At 73.5% G+C, this 16,413-nt stretch carries 9 protein-coding genes and 1 pseudogene; all 10 read left to right on the top strand.

Annotated elements, in window-relative coordinates:
- Nucleotides 1-11: 11 nt before the first annotated feature.
- The gene (gene ligA, locus ACIOGZ_RS37710; protein ID WP_400989271.1) at nucleotides 12-2,306 is read left to right on the top strand and encodes an NAD-dependent DNA ligase LigA; all 2,295 of its coding nucleotides are present in this window, start codon (nucleotides 12-14) and stop codon (nucleotides 2,304-2,306) included.
- Between the two features lie 358 nt (nucleotides 2,307-2,664).
- Nucleotides 2,665-4,152, top strand: a pseudogene (locus ACIOGZ_RS37705) (putative bifunctional diguanylate cyclase/phosphodiesterase); the annotation flags it as partial.
- A gap of 496 nt (nucleotides 4,153-4,648) precedes the next feature.
- Nucleotides 4,649-4,945 carry an Asp-tRNA(Asn)/Glu-tRNA(Gln) amidotransferase subunit GatC gene (gene gatC, locus ACIOGZ_RS37700; RefSeq protein ID WP_030057414.1) on the top strand — a complete coding sequence of 99 codons (297 nt, stop codon included), beginning with the start codon at nucleotides 4,649-4,651 and terminating at the stop codon, nucleotides 4,943-4,945.
- A 5-nt stretch (nucleotides 4,946-4,950) separates the two neighbouring features.
- On the top strand, nucleotides 4,951-6,444 hold the full coding sequence (gatA, locus tag ACIOGZ_RS37695; protein ID WP_363633231.1) for an Asp-tRNA(Asn)/Glu-tRNA(Gln) amidotransferase subunit GatA: 1,494 nt from the start codon (nucleotides 4,951-4,953) through the stop codon (nucleotides 6,442-6,444).
- Nucleotides 6,441-6,716: a hypothetical protein gene (locus ACIOGZ_RS37690; RefSeq protein WP_363582138.1), complete on the top strand. Its 276-nt coding sequence runs from the start codon at nucleotides 6,441-6,443 to the stop codon at nucleotides 6,714-6,716. The genes gatA and ACIOGZ_RS37690 overlap by 4 nt, the downstream gene beginning before the upstream one ends.
- Nucleotides 6,717-6,793: 77 nt before the next feature.
- A complete protein-coding gene (gene gatB / locus ACIOGZ_RS37685) occupies nucleotides 6,794-8,305 on the top strand; it encodes an Asp-tRNA(Asn)/Glu-tRNA(Gln) amidotransferase subunit GatB (protein ID WP_363582140.1) in 1,512 nt (503 codons plus the stop codon).
- 257 nt (nucleotides 8,306-8,562) lie between these two features.
- Nucleotides 8,563-8,721: a hypothetical protein gene (locus tag ACIOGZ_RS37680; RefSeq protein WP_159398431.1), complete on the top strand. Its 159-nt coding sequence runs from the start codon at nucleotides 8,563-8,565 to the stop codon at nucleotides 8,719-8,721.
- A 134-nt stretch (nucleotides 8,722-8,855) separates the two neighbouring features.
- Nucleotides 8,856-11,897 carry an AAA family ATPase gene (locus ACIOGZ_RS37675; protein WP_363633229.1) on the top strand — a complete coding sequence of 1,014 codons (3,042 nt, stop codon included), beginning with the start codon at nucleotides 8,856-8,858 and terminating at the stop codon, nucleotides 11,895-11,897.
- A gap of 549 nt (nucleotides 11,898-12,446) precedes the next feature.
- Nucleotides 12,447-15,380 carry an EAL domain-containing protein gene (locus ACIOGZ_RS37670; RefSeq protein ID WP_363633249.1) on the top strand — a complete coding sequence of 978 codons (2,934 nt, stop codon included), beginning with the start codon at nucleotides 12,447-12,449 and terminating at the stop codon, nucleotides 15,378-15,380.
- Between the two features lie 333 nt (nucleotides 15,381-15,713).
- A partial coding sequence (locus tag ACIOGZ_RS37665) for a thiamine pyrophosphate-binding protein (protein ID WP_363633227.1) occupies nucleotides 15,714-16,413 on the top strand: 700 nt, incomplete at its 3' end.

Here is a 16,413-nt window from a genome sequence, read left to right as displayed (position 1 = left end):
GGCTTGCGGTGGTGGCTGTCGAGGGCTGGGAGGACGTCCCTGCGGAGGTGCGCAGGCGGCACGCCGAGCTGGTCGTGGAGATCACCGAGCACCGCGCCCGGTACTACGTGCAGGACGCCCCGGTCGTCAGCGACGCCGAGTTCGACGTCCTGATGCGCGAGCTGGAGGCGATCGAGGCCGCGCACCCGGCCCTGGTGACGCCGGACTCGCCGACGCAGGAGGTCGGCGGCGACGTCGCGGAAGGCTTCACCAAGGTCGAGCACCGCGAGCGGCTGCTCAGCCTCGACAACGCCATGGACGACGAGGAGCTGGCGGCCTGGGCGGACCGGGTCGCCCGCGAGCTGGACGGCATCGACTACCACTACCTGTGCGAGCTCAAGGTGGACGGCCTGGCCGTCAACCTCACCTACGAGCGCGGCCAGTTGGTCCTCGCCGCGACCCGGGGCACCGGCCGGGTCGGCGAGGACATCACCGCCAACGTCCGCACCATCAAGGAGATCCCGCAGCAGCTCACCGGCGACGACCTGCCCGAGCTGGTCGAGATCCGCGGCGAGGTCTACCTGCCGACCGAGGCCTTCGAGGAGCTGAACGCCTCGCTGGCGGCGGAGAACGAGCGCCGCCGGGCGGAGAACGAGGAGCGCGCGAAGGAGGGCAGGCGTCCGCAGGCGCTGGTCCACCTGTTCGCCAACCCCCGCAACGCCGCCGCCGGTTCGCTGCGCCAGAAGGACCCGCTGGTCACCGCGTCCCGTCCGCTGCACATGGTGGTGCACGGCATCGGCGCCCGGGTCGGCTTCGACATCGACTGCCAGTCGCACGCCTACGACCTGCTGCGCGCGTGGGGCCTGCCGACGGCCCGGCACAACAAGGTGGTCGGGACGCTCGACGAGGTGCGGGCGTTCATCGAGCACTTCGGCGAGCAGCGGCACTCGGTCGAGCACGAGATCGACGGCGTCGTGGTCAAGGTGGACGAGATCGCCCTGCAGGGGCGGCTCGGTTCCACCTCCAAGTCCCCGCGCTGGGCGATCGCCTGGAAGTACCCGCCGGAGGAGGTCACCGGCAAGCTGGCCGCGATCAAGGTCGGCATCGGCCGCACCGGCCGGGCCACCCCGTACGCGGTGCTGGCCGAGCCGGTGAAGGTGGCCGGCTCGATGGTGCAGTACGCGACGCTGCACAACCAGCAGGTCGTCAAGGCCAAGGGCGTGCTGCTCGGCGACACCATCGTGCTGCGCAAGGCCGGTGACGTCATCCCGGAGATCCTCGGCCCGGTGGAGAGCCTGCGGGACGGCACCGAGCAGGAGTTCGTGATGCCCTCGCACTGCCACGAGTGCGGGGCCGAGCTGCGCCCGATGTCCGAGGGGGACATCGATCTGCGCTGCCCCAACGCGCAGTTCTGCCCGGCGCAGATCCGCGAGCGGATCGCCTTCCTGGGCGGCCGTTCCTCGCTGGACATCGAGGGCCTGGGCTATGTCGCGGCGACCGCGCTGACCCAGCCGCTGGAGCCGGCAGAGGCGCCGGTGCGGGACGAGGGCGACATCTTCGGCCTGACGATGGAGCAGTTGCTGCCGATCGAGGTGCTGGTCCGCGACCAGAAGACGGGCATGCCCAAGCTGGACGACCGCACCGGCAAGGAGAAGAAGGCCACCTTCTTCGCGAACCAGAAGGGCGAGCCCAAGAAGACGGCGGGCGTGCTGCTGGAGAATCTGGAGAGGGTGAAGGAACGTCCGCTGTGGCGCTTCCTCAACGGCCTCTCGATCCGGCACGTCGGGCCGGTCGCGGCGCAGGAGCTGGCACGGGAGTTCCGGGACCTCGACCGGATCTTCTCGGCCACCGAGGAGGAGCTGGCCGCCGTCGAGGGGGTCGGACCGATCATCGCCCGCTCCGTCGTCGAGTGGTACCAGGAGGAGTGGCACCGGGGGATCCTGGAGAAGTGGCGCGCGGCCGGCGTCCGCTTCACCGAGGAGCCCGCCGACGAGGAGGAGGCGGAGCGCCCGCTGGAGGGCCTGACCGTCGTGGTCACCGGCACCCTGGCCGGGCACACCCGGGACGGGGCCAAGGAGGCGCTGACCTCGCGCGGCGCGAAGGTGACCGGTTCGGTATCGAAGAAGACAGATTTTGTTGTGGCCGGTGACAACCCCGGGTCCAAGTACGACAAGGCCGTTCAGCTCGGACTGCCGGTCCTGGACGACGCCGGCTTCGCCGTGCTGCTCGCCGACGGACCGGCCGCGGCCCGTGCCCACCTCGGCCTGCCCGAGGTCGGGGAGGCCCCCGCCGAGGCCGCTCCGGAGGCCGACCCGAGCGGAGCGTGACCGAGCCCGTCTTGTTATCGTCCTGATGCAACGTCACCGGGTGTCGCGCCGTGGAAGCGGGCATTGTGTCACTGTGCGACACCCGGGCGCGGTGGCGCGTTTCCGGTTGTCCGAAAGTCTGCCCACCGGGTGGACCCCGGCATACCCTGGAGCGCAACAGAGTGTCAGCAGGGGTGGGGGCACCGGCTGAGCCGGTGCTCCGCGGGGTCGCTCCATGCCCGGCAGCTGTCGGTACCGGCACGGTGCCTCACCGTAAGGCGGCCTGACGGGGCGGGCCCGACGGAGGACAGGGCTTATGGATCGTACGACCGGCGGTGCGCCCACACGCCCGCCGCAGGGGGTGGCAGGTGCGGTCCTGCTGCTCGGCGTGCTGCTGGCCGGCGCCGCGCCGCTCATCCCGCTGGCCGTCCTGGTCTACCGGTACGAGCCCGAACTGCTGCCGCTGTTCGCGGTGCCGCTGGCGGTGCTGGTCGCCGCCTGGCGGATCGCCCGCGACCGCGCCCGTGACCAGCTGACCGACCCGCTGACGGATCTGCCCAACCGTCAGGCCCTGTTGATGGCCGCCCAGGAGGCGATCGCGGAGCGCGCGGAAGGTTACAGCGTCGGTCTCATCCTGCTCGATCTCGATCGCTTCCGATCGCTCAACGACACCCTCGGTCACACCGCCGGCGACCGGCTGCTGGTGCACATCGCCCGCCGGCTGCACCGCGCGCTGCGCTCCGGAGGCCCGGCCGGCAGCGCCACCCGGGAGTCCATCGACGACGTCTTCGCCGGCCTGCCCCGGAACTACCGGCGCGGCCGTCCGATGGTGGCCCGGATGGGCGGCGACGAGTTCGCCGTGCTGCTGCCCGGCATCAACTGCCCGGACAGCCTGGAGCGGGTCGCCAAGGCGCTGATCGCCGAACTCGCCGCGCCGATCCGGCTGGACGGGCTGCTGCTCGTGCTGGAGGCCAGCGCCGGCGTCTGCGTCTACCCGCAGCACGCCCAGGACGCCGAGGCGCTGCTGCGCCGCGCCGACGTGGCGATGGGCCACGCCCAGCGCGGTTGCAGCGGCGTCGCGCAGTACGACGAGACCCAGGACGCCGACACGCCGTACCGGATAGGGCTGCTCGGCGACCTGCGGCGGGCGCTGGAGACCGGCGAGGTGCAGCTGCACTACCAGCCCAAGGTGGCCTTCGACGGCCGGGTGGTCGGCCTGGAGGCGCTGCTGCGCTGGGAGCGCCCCGGCCAGGGCCGGGTCTCGCCGGACGAGTTCGTCGGGCTCGCCGAGTCCAGCGGCCTGATGCCCCGGCTCACCGACTACGTGCTGGAGGCCGCCGTCGGGCAGCTCGCCTACTGGCGGGAACAGGGCCTCCAGGTGCAGGTCGCGGTCAACGTCTCCCCGCGCGACGTGCTCAACCCCGGCTTCGCCCAGCGCGTCGCCGGCCACCTCGTCCGCCACCAGGTGCCGGCCCACGCGCTCCAGCTGGAGATCACCGAACGGCTGCTGCTGGACGACTCCCGCCGGGCCGCCGACACCCTCGCCGAACTGCGCGGCTACGGCGTCGGGATGTCCCTGGACGACTTCGGCACCGGCCACTCCTCGCTGGTGCGGCTGCGCAGCCTGCCGGTCGGCGAGCTGAAGATCGACCGTTCCTTCGTCTCCCGGATGGTCGCCGACGACCACGACGCGGCGGTGGTGCGCTGCTCGGTGGAGCTCGCCCACTCGCTGGGCCTGACCGTGGTCGCCGAGGGCGTCGAGGACGACGAGACCTGGGAGCGGCTGCACTGCATGGGGGTGGACGCCGTCCAGGGCTGGCTGGTGTCGGCGGCGCTGCCGGCCGAGCAGGCCACCGCCTGGCTGCGGGTGCACCGCACCGGCGCCCCGCCGGTGGAGCGGCTGGTCCCCCCGCCGGGCCGGCTGCCGTCGGCCCTCCACGCGGTGCAGGGGGGCCAGGGCCTGCCGGTCCAGCCGGTGCTGCCGCAGGCCGTCCAGCCGGTGGTCCAGCAGGCCATCGCGCCGGTGCTGCCCCCGACCCTCCCGTCGGTGCTGCCCCCCGTGCTGCCCCCGACCCTCCCGCAGGCCGTGCAGGCCGTTCAGACGGTCCAGGCCGTGCCCGCGCCCCAGCCCGTGTCGGCCGCGCAGATCGAGATCAAGGCGCCGGGCGCGCAGAGTTGGGCCCGCACCAGGCCGCAGTGACGGGCGCGCTCGCTCACTCGTTGGCCGGTGGCCGGGCCGGGCCCCATAGGATGGGGTCCAAAGACCACGAGGACGGAGCACCGGACCGGTTGCTCCTGCCCGGGCCCGGCACCGCCTGCGCGCGGCGCCGGGCCTCACCAGAACTCACCCTGAGGATCGCTGCATGCCTGGCATCACGCGCGAGGAGGTCGCCCACCTCGCCCGGCTGTCGCGTCTTGAGCTGAAGCCCGAAGAGCTGGACCACTTCGCCGAGCAGCTCGACGTGATCATCGGCGCGGTCGCCCGCGTTTCCGAGGTCGCCGGACAGGACGTCCCGCCGACCTCCCACCCGCTCCCGCTGACCAACGTGATGCGCGCGGACGAGGTGCGGCCGTCGCTCACCCCGGAGCAGGCGCTGTCCGGCGCCCCCGCCGCCGAGGAGCAGCGTTTCCGTGTGCCGCAGATCCTCGGGGAGGACTGACCGAGATGACCGAGTTGATCAAGTACACCGCCGCTGAGACGGCCTCCGCCATCGCCAGGGGCGAGGTGTCCGCCGTCGAGGTGGCGCAGGCGCACCTGGACCGCATCGGCGCCGTCGACAAGAAGGTCAACGCCTTCCTGCACGTCGACACCGAGGGCGCGCTGAACGCCGCCAGGGCCGTCGACGAGAAGCGTGCCAAGGGCGAGGAACTGGGCCCGCTGGCCGGTGTCCCGCTCGCGCTGAAGGACGTCTTCACCACCAAGGGCGTGCCGACCACCTGCGGCTCCAAGATCCTCGAAGGCTGGATCCCGCCGTACGACGCCACGCTGACCACCCGTCTCAAGGACGCCGGCGTGGTCATCCTCGGCAAGACCAACATGGACGAGTTCGCGATGGGCTCCTCCACCGAGAACTCCGCCTACGGCACGACCGGCAACCCGTGGGACCTCTCCCGCATCCCCGGCGGCTCCGGCGGCGGTTCGGCCGCCGCGCTGGCCGCCTTCGAGGCCCCGCTGGCGATCGGCACCGACACCGGCGGCTCGATCCGCCAGCCCGGCGCCGTCACCGGCACCGTCGGCGTCAAGCCGACCTACGGCTCGGTCTCCCGCTACGGCCTGGTCGCCTTCTCGTCCTCGCTGGACCAGGGCGGCCCGTGCGCCCGCACCGTGCTGGACGCGGCGCTGCTGCACGAGGCCATCGCCGGGCACGACCCGCTGGACTCCACCTCGATCGACGCGCCCGTCCCGGCCGTGGTCGAGGCCGCCAAGCTGCGCGACGTGCGCGGCATGCGGATCGGCGTGGTCAAGGAGTTCGCCGGCGAGGGCTACCAGGCCGGCGTGATGGAGCGCTTCAACGAGTCGGTGGAGCTGCTGCGCGAGCTGGGCGCCGAGGTCGTCGAGGTCTCCTGCCCGTCCTTCACCCTGGCGCTGCCCGCGTACTACCTGATCGCGCCCAGCGAGGCCTCGTCCAACCTGGCCCGCTTCGACGCGATGCGCTACGGCCTGCGGGTCGGCGACGACGGCTCCCGCTCGGCCGAGGACGTCACCGCCCTGACCCGCGAGGCCGGCTTCGGCCCCGAGGTCAAGCGCCGCATCATCCTCGGCACCTACGCCCTCTCCTCGGGCTACTACGACGCCTACTACGGCTCGGCCCAGAAGGTCCGCACGCTCATCTCGCGCGACTTCGACGCCGCCTTCGCGGGCGTGGACGTGCTGGTCTCGCCGACCACGCCGACCACCGCCTTCCCGATCGGCGAGCGCGCCGACGACCCGATGGCGATGTACCTGGCCGACCTCTGCACGATTCCGTCGAACCTCGCGGGCAACGCGGCCATGTCGCTGCCCTGCGGTCTGGCCCCGGAGGACAATCTCCCGGTCGGCCTGCAGATCATCGCACCCGCGATGGCGGACGACCGCCTGTACCGGGTGGGCGGCGCCGTCGAGGCCGCACTCAACGACAAGTGGGGGCACACCCTGCTGGAGGAGGCACCGGCACTGTGAGCAGGATCGAGAAGGCCAAGGCCCCGTCGTCCCTCAAGGCACCGTCGTCCCTGAAGGGCTTCAAGCACAGCAAGCCGGGCCTGTGGCTGTCCATCGGCACCAGCGCCTTCGGCGCGGTCTCGGTCGTCAAGGACGTCCGGAAGGCCCGCGAGGAGAGCGACACCCTCAAGCTGGTCAACGCCCTGGTCGGCGCCGCCGCGCTGATCACCGGTACCGCCCTGCTGGTGCGCGAGCTGCGCCAGCTCGGCTCCGACGACGTCCTGCTGGGCTGAGCTGAGCGCCCCGGCCCGGCCCCGCGCGAGCGGCGGCCGGGCCCGTACCTCCCAAGTCTTTTAGTGAAGGGGACGCTGTGAGCGTCATGAACCTGGTCTCCTACGAGGACGCTCTCGCGTCGTACGACCCGGTGATGGGCCTTGAGGTCCACGTCGAGCTGGGCACCAAGACCAAGATGTTCTGCGGTTGCTCGACCGAGTTGGGTGCCGAGCCGAACAGCCAGACCTGCCCGACCTGCCTGGGCCTGCCCGGCTCGCTGCCGGTGGTCAACGAGATCGGCGTGGAGTCGGCCGTCAAGATCGGCCTGGCGCTGAACTGCGAGATCGCCGAGTGGTGCCGATTCGCGCGGAAGAACTACTTCTACCCGGACATGCCCAAGAACTTCCAGACCTCGCAGTACGACGAGCCGATCGCCTTCAACGGCTACCTCGACGTGCAGTTGGAGGACGGCTCGACCTTCCGCGTGGAGATCGAGCGCGCCCACATGGAGGAGGACACCGGCAAGTCCAGCCACGTCGGTGGCGCCACCGGCCGCATCCACGGGGCCACTCACTCGCTGCTCGACTACAACCGGGCCGGCATCCCGCTGATCGAGATCGTCACCAAGCCGATCGTCGGGGCCGGCGAGCGCGCCCCCGAGGTCGCCAAGGCGTACGTCGCCGAGCTGCGCGAGCTGATCAAGGCGCTGGGCGTCTCCGAGGCGCGGATGGACAAGGGCCAGATGCGCTGCGACGTCAACCTGTCGCTGCGCCCCAACGGCACCGAGACCTTCGGCACCCGTTCGGAGACCAAGAACGTCAACTCGCTGCGCAGCGTGGAGCGGGCCGCCCGGTTCGAGATCCAGCGGCACGCCACGGTGCTGACCGACGGCGGCACGATCATCCAGGAGACCCGGCACTTCCACGAGGAGGACGGCAGCACCACCTCGGGCCGGATCAAGGACAACGCCGAGGACTACCGCTACTTCCCCGAGCCGGACCTGGTGCCGATCGCCCCCGCCCGCGCCTGGGTCGAGGAGCTGCGCGCAGGCCTGCCCGAGCTGCCGCGGGTGCGCCGGGCCCGGCTGCAGGCCGAATGGGGCCTGTCCGACAAGGACATGCAGTCGGTGCTGAACGCCGGCGCCGTCGAGCCGATCCAGGAGACCATCGCCGCCGGCGCCCCGGCCGACCAGGCCCGCAAGTGGTGGATGGGCGAGCTGGCCCGCCGGGCCAACGAGACCGGCACCGAGCTGAGCGAGCAGCCGATCACCCCGGCGCAGGTCGCCCGGGTCACCGCGCTGGTCGCCGAGGGCAAGCTGAACGACAAGCTGGCCCGCCAGGTCATCGAGGCCGTGCTGGCCGGCGAGGGCGAGCCGGACGAGGTCGTCGAGAAGCGCGGCCTGGCCGTCGTCTCGGACGACTCCGCGCTCGGTGCGGCCGTCGACCAGGCCATCGCCGAGAACGAGGCGATCGCCGCCAAGATCCGTGACGGCAAGGTCGCCGCGGTCGGCGCGCTGGTCGGTGCGGTCATGAAGGCCACCCGCGGCCAGGCCGACGCGGCCCGCGTCAAGGACCTGATCCTGGAGCGGCTCGCCGTCGAGGGGCAGTAAGCACAACCCAGAGAATCTGGGCGTCTTTGCCTGAGGTCCTAAGGCGTCTAAGGCGTCTAAGGCACTCTAAGTAAGGCCTAAGGCCCGGTCTCACCTCGAAAACGAGGTAAGACCGGGCCTTTGTCGTTCCCGGGGCCCCGATCTAAGGCATCCGGGGCCCGGAAGATCGGTAGGGCTTCCGATGCGGCACCCCCCGCTGGGAGAGGAAGCTCTTACTCGACAGCGAAACGCAGTGAAACCCACAGGGGGAACCGAAAGTGATCGAGTACGAGCTCATCCAGCAGCACGCCCACGAGCTGGCCGTCCGCGCCGAGCACGAGCGCCTGGTCCGGGAGGCCAAGGAGGGACGCCGCCTGCGGCAGCGTCCGGTGGCCGCCCGCTTCCAGCGGCGCCCCGCGCGCCAGCGCGAATGCTGACGGACCGGCACCACGACGGTGCCGAGGGAGTTTCGGAGGGGGAGGCGCAGCAGGGGAGCGCCTCCCCCTCCGGGCGTTCGCCAGGGGAGATAACCCCTCGGCCCGCCACCTCCGGCTATGGCATGCTCGCCTCCATGCAGCAGATATCGGTGAGTCCCGTCTTCGTCGGCCGCGGCAGCGAGATCACCGAACTGACCGACGCGCTGCGCCGGGCGGGCTCCGGCAGCCCGCAGGCCGTGCTGATCGGCGGCGAGGCGGGCGTCGGCAAGACCCGGCTGCTGGAGGAGTTCCTGCAGCGGGCCGCCGCCGGGGGAGCGGTCACCACGCTCGGCGGCTGCCTGGAGATCGGCGCCGAGGGCCTGCCGTACGCCCCGCTGGCCGCGGCGCTGCGCCGGCTGCACCGCTCGCTGGGCGCCGAGCTGGAGGCCGCGGCGGCCGGCAGCGAGGGGCACCTGGCCCGGCTGCTGCCCGAGTTCGGCGAGGCCGACGGCGAACCCAACGACGAGTACGGCCGGGCCCGGCTGTTCGAGCACACCGCGAGGCTGTTCGAGCGGCTCGGCGCGGAGCGTACCCTCGTGTTCGCCGTCGAGGACCTGCACTGGTCCGACCGCTCCACCCGCGAACTGCTCGCCTTCCTGGTCCGCACCCTGCACCGGTCCCGGGTGCTGCTGGTCGCCACCTACCGCTCCGACGACCTGCACCGCCGCCACCCGCTGCGCCCCTTCCTGGCCGAGCTCGAACGACTGCGCACCGTCCAGCGGCTGGAGCTGGAGCGGTTCGGCCGCGGCGAGGTCGCCGCCCAGCTGGCCGGCATCCTCGGCACCGCCGACCCCGACCGGAAGCTGGTGGACCGCATCCACCGCCGCTCCGAGGGGAATCCGTTCTTCGTCGAGGAGCTGGCCACCGCCTTCGAGGACGGCTGCGGTGCCGGGCTCACCGACTCGCTGCGCGACATCCTGCTGGTCCGGGTGGAGAGCCTGGACGAGGAGGCCCAGCGAGTGGTGCGGATCGCCGCCGAGGGGGGCTCGCACGTCGAGCACGCCCTGCTGGCGGCCGTCCTGCACGACGACGAGGAGGCGCTGATCGAGGCGCTGCGGGCGGCCGTCGGCGCCAACATCCTGCGCCCGGACGGCGAGGGCGAGGGCTACCGCTTCCGGCACGCGCTGGTCCGCGAGGCGGTCTCGGACGACCTGCTGCCCGGTGAACGGCACCGGATCAACCGCAAGTTCGCGCTCGCCGTGGAGGCGAAGCCGCAGCTGGTCTCCTGCGACGCCCTGCCCGCCCGGCTGGCCAACTACTGGTACCACGCGCACGACCCGGCCCGCGCCCTGCCGACCGCCCTGGACGCCGCCCGGGCGGCCCGCCGCCGCAACGCCTTCGCCGAGCAACTGGGCATGCTGGAACGGGCCCTGGAGCTGTGGGACATGGTCTCCGAGGAGGTGCTGGCGCACACCCTGCGCCCGTACGACTGGGCCGAGACCTATCCGCCCGGCTCCTGCGACCACGGCACCGCCGACGGGGACTGCGACCGGATCCAGCTGGTCGACGTGCTGGCCGAGGCAGTGGTCGCGGCCCGGCGCTGCGGCGACCGCGAGCGCGGCCTGAGCCTCGCCAGGCGGGGGCTGCGGCTGGTCGACGAGGCCGTGCACCCGGTGCGCGCGGCCTGGTTCCGGATCAACCGGGCCCGGATGCTGGGCAATCTGCGCCGCTCCGGTGACGACGAGGAGATCCTCCACGCGCACCGGCTGGTCGACCACCTGCCGCCGTCCGCCGTCCAGGCCGAGGTGTTCGCGCTCGGCGCCGGGGTGGCGATGCTCAAGAAGCCCGGCCCCGAGCACATCGAGCTGGCCGAGCGGGCGATCCGGATCGCCCAGGAGGTCGGCGCGCACTCCGTCGAGGTGCACGCCCGGATGACGCTCGGCGGCCTGCGCTACGACGTGCACGGCGACGCCGACGGCGGGCTGGCCGAACTGGCCGGGGCGGTCGAGGCGGCCCGCCGGCTGGGCGTGCCCGACCTGCTGCTGCGCGGCGTCAACAACCTGGCCAGCATGCAGCGCGGGGTGGGCCGGGCCGAGGAGGCGGTGGTGCTGGCCCGCGAGGGCCTGGTCTACGCGGACGGCAACGGCCTGCTGCGCAACATCGGCACCATCCTGACCGGCAACCTGGCCGAGGCGCTGACCGACCTGGGGCGGATCCGGGAGGCCGCCGAGGTGCTCGACGCCTGCGAGCTGACCAGCCTGACCGGCACCCACGCCGAGTTCCTGGACCGGATGCGCGGCGACCTCGCGCTGCTGCGCGGGGACCTGGCCGGCGCGGCGACCATGCTGGCGCAGGCCCGGTCGGCCAACCGGGTCGGCCAGCTCCAGCACAGCGTGCCGATCAGTCGGCTGGCGGTGCGGATCGCCGCGCTCGCCGGCCGGCCGATGGAGGCCCGGGAGGAACTGCTCGCCGCGCTGGCGGAGGAGGGGCGGCTCGGCCACGAGTCCGACGTGTACCCGCTGCTGGTCGAGGCCGCCACGGTGGAGGCGGACAGCCGGGGCCTGCCGGAGGCCGCGGCGGGCCGGGCCGAGGCGCTGGCCGCGATCGCCGCGCGGGCGGCCCGGCTGCGGCCGCGGGCGCCGGTGCACCACGGCTGGGCCCGGCTGCTGGAGGGCGAACTGGCCCGCGCCGAGGCCGCCGACACCCCGGAGCAGTGGGCCGCCGCGGTCGCCGCGCTGCGCCCGACCGGGCTGCCGTACCCGCTGGCGGTCGCCCTGCTGCGGGCCGGCGAGGCCGAGGTGCTGGCCGGGCGGCGCGAGGCCGGGGCCGAACTGCTGCGCGAGGCTCGGGAACTGGCCACCGTCCGGGGCGACCGTCCGCTGCTGGCGGAGGTCGCGGGCCTGGCCGACCGGGCCGGGCTGACGCTGACCCCGGTGGCGGCCGCGCGCCCGGCCGCCGGGCCGGCCGCGACCCCGCCCGTCGGGGAGTCCTTCGGCCTCACCCCCCGTGAGCGGGACGTGCTCCGGTTGCTGGCGCGCGGCTGGAGCAACCGGCAGATCGCGGAGGAGCTGTACATCTCTCCGAAGACCGCGAGCGTGCACGTTTCCAACATCCTGGGCAAGCTCGCGGTCACCGGCCGGGGTGAGGCGGCGGCGCTGGCGCACCGGTTGCGGCTGTTCCCGGACGATCCGGCTTAGGCCGGACAGGACCTGGGCCGTGTCCGGCCCGGGCCTCCCGATGACCCGTGCGCCCGGCGCCGGGCCCCCGACCGTCTCCGGTCCGGGTGGCCCGGGGCCGGGCGCCGTCGCGTGCTCCCGTGCGCGCCGCGTGAGCCCCCGGCCGCGCGCCGCCGCCAACCGGGCCGATCCGCCGGAATCGGGTGCATTTCCCCACCCCGTCGCCATTACTCTAAGTTGAGTGCATGTGTCATTGAGTGACGGATTTGGTGTAGGGTCCCGATCGGGAACATCGGTGCGGTGTGGTGACCGGAAGGCCGCCCACCCCCTGGGCCTCCGTCCTGACGGGGCGCCAGGCCACCGCGTACGGCCAAGAGGCGCGCGGCCGGTGGCCCGTGGCCGGGGCGCCAGGCCCCGGGCCGGAGGGGGAGAGGCCGAGTGAGCTCCACCGATACGGTGCTGCCCGGGGCCGGACGGCCGGGCGTGCCACCCGCCGACGCGTCCGAGCCCGACGCGTCCACGCCCGGCGCAGCCGCAGCCGGCGCGTCCGCCCCCGGCCGGCGCGGCCCGCTGTGCCGGCTCCGGGAGAGCCGGACGCTGCCCGGCCTCGTCCTCGGCGCGCTCTGCCTGGCCTACGCCCTGGGTGCCGCCACCGGCTGGGGCTCTTTCCAACTCTCCATCTTCATGGGCGACTTCGGCCTGGCCGCGGCGGCGCTCGCGGCCGCGCTGTCCTGCCTGGTGTACGGCTGCACGGCCGGCGGGCGCGCCCGCCCGGCCTGGCTGCTGTTCGGCCTCTCCTCGCTCATGGTGGCCTGCGGCAACGGCACCTGGGGCTGGTACGAACTGGTCGCCCGCAGCCCGCTGCCGCAGGACTCGCTCGCCGAGTACGCCTTCCTGCTGTTCTCCCCGCTCGCCATCACCGGTGTGCTGGTGCTCGCCCAGCGCCCGCGCTCGGCCGCCGGCTGGCTCTGCCTGCTGCTCGACGGCTGGCTGATCGCCGGCTCGCTGTTCACCCTCAGCTGGAGCCTGGCGCTCGGCCGGATCGCCGCCGGCGAGGCCGGCTCGCCGCTGCGGCTGGCCCTCAACCTGGCCTACCCGGTCCTGGACATCCTGCTGGTCAGCCTGGTCGTCGGGCTGCGCTTCGGCGGCCGGGACGGCAACCGGGCGGCCGTGCACACCGCGATGGTGGCGCTGGCCGTCACCGTCCTGTGCGACGCCCTGTTCACCTCCCCGGAGCTGCGCAGCAGCTACCGCTCGGGCGAACTGCTGGACGCCGGCTGGTTCTCCGGCAGCCTGCTGCTGGCCTGGGCGCCGTGGTCGCCGCGCTGGCGCCGCCCGCTGCGCGAGCACCCCTCGGCCGGAGGCCTGCCGCGCCGCCGGGTGGCCACCACCTTCAGCGCGCTCACCCCGTACGCGGCCGCCGCGGTGTGCACCGCCGGGATCCTCTACAACGCCCTCGGCGGGCGGGAGTTGGACCGGGTGGTGGCCGCGGCGGCCTGCACCGTCGGCCTGGCGCTCATCCTGCGCCAGGGCGTGATGCTGCTCGACAACCTCTCGCTCGCCCAGGAACTCGCCCACAAGGAGGCGCACTTCCGCTCCCTGGTGCAGGGCTCCAGCGACGTCATCATGATCGCCGGTGCCAACGGCGTGCTCTCCTACGTCTCCCCGGCCGCGCTCGGCGTCTACGGGCGGGACCCGGAGGAACTGGTCGGCGGCAACCTGCTGGACCTGGTCCACCCGGAGGACGTGGACCGGGTGCTCGCCGAGGTCCGCCGCTACCTGGCGAGGGTCCGGCTCACCGCCCACCGCTCCCCGGGCACCGCCGAGCCGTCCGCCCGGGTGGAGTGCCGGATCAGCTCCGGCGGCGGCGAGTGGCTGCACGTCGAGTCGACGGTCAGCCGGCACCGCGACGGCCTCATCCTCAACAGCCGGGACGTGACCGAACGCGTGATACTCCAGGCCCAGTTGCAGCACAACGCCTTCCACGACCCGCTCACCGACCTGCCCAACCGGGCGCTGTTCGCCCAGCGGCTGCGGGCCGCCCTCGGCGCCCGCGGCCAGCAGGGCGAGGGCGGCGCCGGGGTCGCGGTGCTCTTCCTCGACCTGGACGGCTTCAAGGCGGTCAACGACACGGCCGGCCACCAGGTGGGCGACGAACTGCTGGTGCAGGCGGCCCGCCGGCTCCAGGGGGCCGTCCGCTGCGGGGACACCGTCGCCCGGTTCGGCGGCGACGAGTTCGCCGCGCTGGTCTGCGGCCCGCTCGGCCGGCTCCAGGTCCAGGAGCTCGCCGAGCGGCTGCGGGTCGCGCTCTCCGAGCCGTACTGGATCGGCGGCGCCGAACTCGGTGTCGCCGCCAGCATCGGCATCGCCTTCGGCACCCCCGAACGCGGCCCGGCCGCCGACCCGAGGGCGGCCACCGACGAGCTGATGCGCAACGCCGACCTCGCGATGTACCGGGCCAAGTCCGAGGGCAAGGGCCGGGTGGTGCTCTACAACCCCGCGATGCGGGCCGATCTGGAGCGCCGCACCGAACTGGAGGAGCGGCTGCGGGCCGCCGTCCGCGAGGGCGGCTTCACCCTGCTCCACCAGCCCGTGGTGGACCTCGCCAGCGGCGCGGTGACCGGCGTCGAGGCGCAGGCCCGCTGGCGCTCGGCGGGCGGCCTGCTGCTCACCCCGGCCGAGTTCCTGCGCTCGGCCGACCACGGCGACGCGGCCACCCGGTTCTCCCGCTGGCTGGTCCAGGAGGCGGTGACGGCCGCGGCCAACCGGCGCGGCCAGTCCGGCCGCAGCCGCAGCGGCCCCGCGCCCGTCCCGGTCGCGGTCCGGCTCTCCACCGAGCGGCTGTGCTCGCCCGGTCTGTACGAGACGGTGGCTGCGGCGCTGCGCGACAGCCGACTGCCGGCCGGCGAGCTGGTGATCGAGGTGGCCCGGATGGGCCCGGACTCGCTCGCCGACGAACTCGGCCGCCGGCTGGCCGCGTTGCGCCGGCTCGGGGTGACCACCGTGCTGGCCGGCTACGGCGCCGGCAGCGGCTCGCTCGGCGAGCTGGCCCGGCTGCCCCTGGACGGCCTCAAGCTGGACCGCACACTGGTGCAGGACCTCGGGGAGTCCGCGCTCAGCCGCACGCTCGCCGGGCACGCCCTGCGGCTCGGCCACGACCTCGGTCTGGTCACCGGCGCCGAGGGGGTGGACCTGCCCCGCCAGGTCGCCGCGCTCCAGGAGCTGGGCTGCCGGCAGGGCCAGGGTTCGGCCTTCGCGCCGCCGCTGGACGAGACCCGGCTGCGCCGGGCGCTGGTGCGCCGGGGCTACCCGCTGCCCAGGCCGCTCGGCTCGGTCTCGGCCCGGCGCGCGTACCTGGCCGCGGAGGCCCGGACGGGTGGCCGCGGGGAGGGCGGCGGGGGGCGTGTCGTGCATCACCACGGTGCCCCCGACCTGCCCGAACGCCGCGCGGTGACCGGTCCAGGGCCGGGTCCGCATGGCGAGACGGTCATCCCACCTGCTTGACACACGCCCCCGGACAGGAGGAGGGTCGTTGCCATGCGCACCCGAATTCTCGTACTTGGCGGGCGCGTCGGCTGAGCGGGCTCACACGCCCCGCTTGTGACAGACCGACGCGCCACCCCTCGCATGCCCTTGGCACGAGGGGTTTTTTGTTGCACTGACGCTGTTCCACCACCGCAAGACCCCTGGCTCCGACCGCCCGATCCGCCCCGATTCCCGGGGAGGAAGCGGGACGATTGGGGCAGAGCCAGCGATCGGCCCGCAACCGGGACCCCACCCTCGCACCACCGGGGCCCGTAATTACCGGGTCGGCACATTCCGAGAAGAGACAGGCAGATGACTGAGCACGCCGCATCCCCCCGCCGCGGGGACACCACGGCCGCCCACGCTCCCGCTCCCCAGCACGTCGTCGAAACCATGACCGGCGCCCAGTCGCTCATCCGCTCGCTGGAGGCCGTGGGCGCGGACACCGTCTTCGGCATCCCGGGCGGGGCCATCCTTCCCGCGTACGACCCGCTGATGGACTCGGCCAAGGTGCGCCACATCCTGGTCCGGCACGAGCAGGGCGCCGGCCACGCCGCCACCGGCTACGCCCAGGCCACCGGCCGGGTCGGGGTCTGCATGGCCACCTCCGGCCCGGGCGCGACCAACCTGGTGACCCCGATCGCCGACGCCTACATGGACTCCGTGCCGATGGTCGCGATCACCGGCCAGGTCTCCTCCAAGGCGATCGGCACCGACGCCTTCCAGGAGGCGGACATCTGCGGCATCACGATGCCGATCACCAAGCACAACTACCTGGTCACCGACCCCTCCGAGATCCCCCGGGTGATCGCCGAGGCGTTCCACATCGCCGCCACCGGCCGCCCCGGCCCCGTCCTCGTCGACATCGCCAAGGACGCGCTCCAGGCCACCACCACGTTCCGCTGGCCGGTCGAGCTCTCGCTGCCCGGCTACCGGCCGGTCACCAAGCCGCACGCCAAGCAGATCCGCGAGGCCGCGAAGATGCTGGTGGGCGCCAAGCGCCCGGTGCTGT

The sequence above is a fragment of the Kitasatospora sp. NPDC088160 genome (genome assembly GCF_044741445.1).
In the GTDB taxonomy this organism is placed as follows: domain Bacteria; phylum Actinomycetota; class Actinomycetes; order Streptomycetales; family Streptomycetaceae; genus Kitasatospora.
Note: the sequence above shows the minus strand (reverse complement) of the source record. Positions and strands in the feature narration are given on the sequence as shown.

Excerpts from the sequence above, each read along its gene's own strand:
- gatC (WP_030057414.1), top strand. The coding sequence starts at position 4,649 with ATGCCTGGCATCACGCGCGAGGAGGTCGCCCACCTCGCCCGGCTGTCG.
- gatA (WP_363633231.1), top strand. The coding sequence starts at position 4,951 with ATGACCGAGTTGATCAAGTACACCGCCGCTGAGACGGCCTCCGCCATC.
- ACIOGZ_RS37675 (WP_363633229.1), top strand. The coding sequence starts at position 8,856 with ATGCAGCAGATATCGGTGAGTCCCGTCTTCGTCGGCCGCGGCAGCGAG.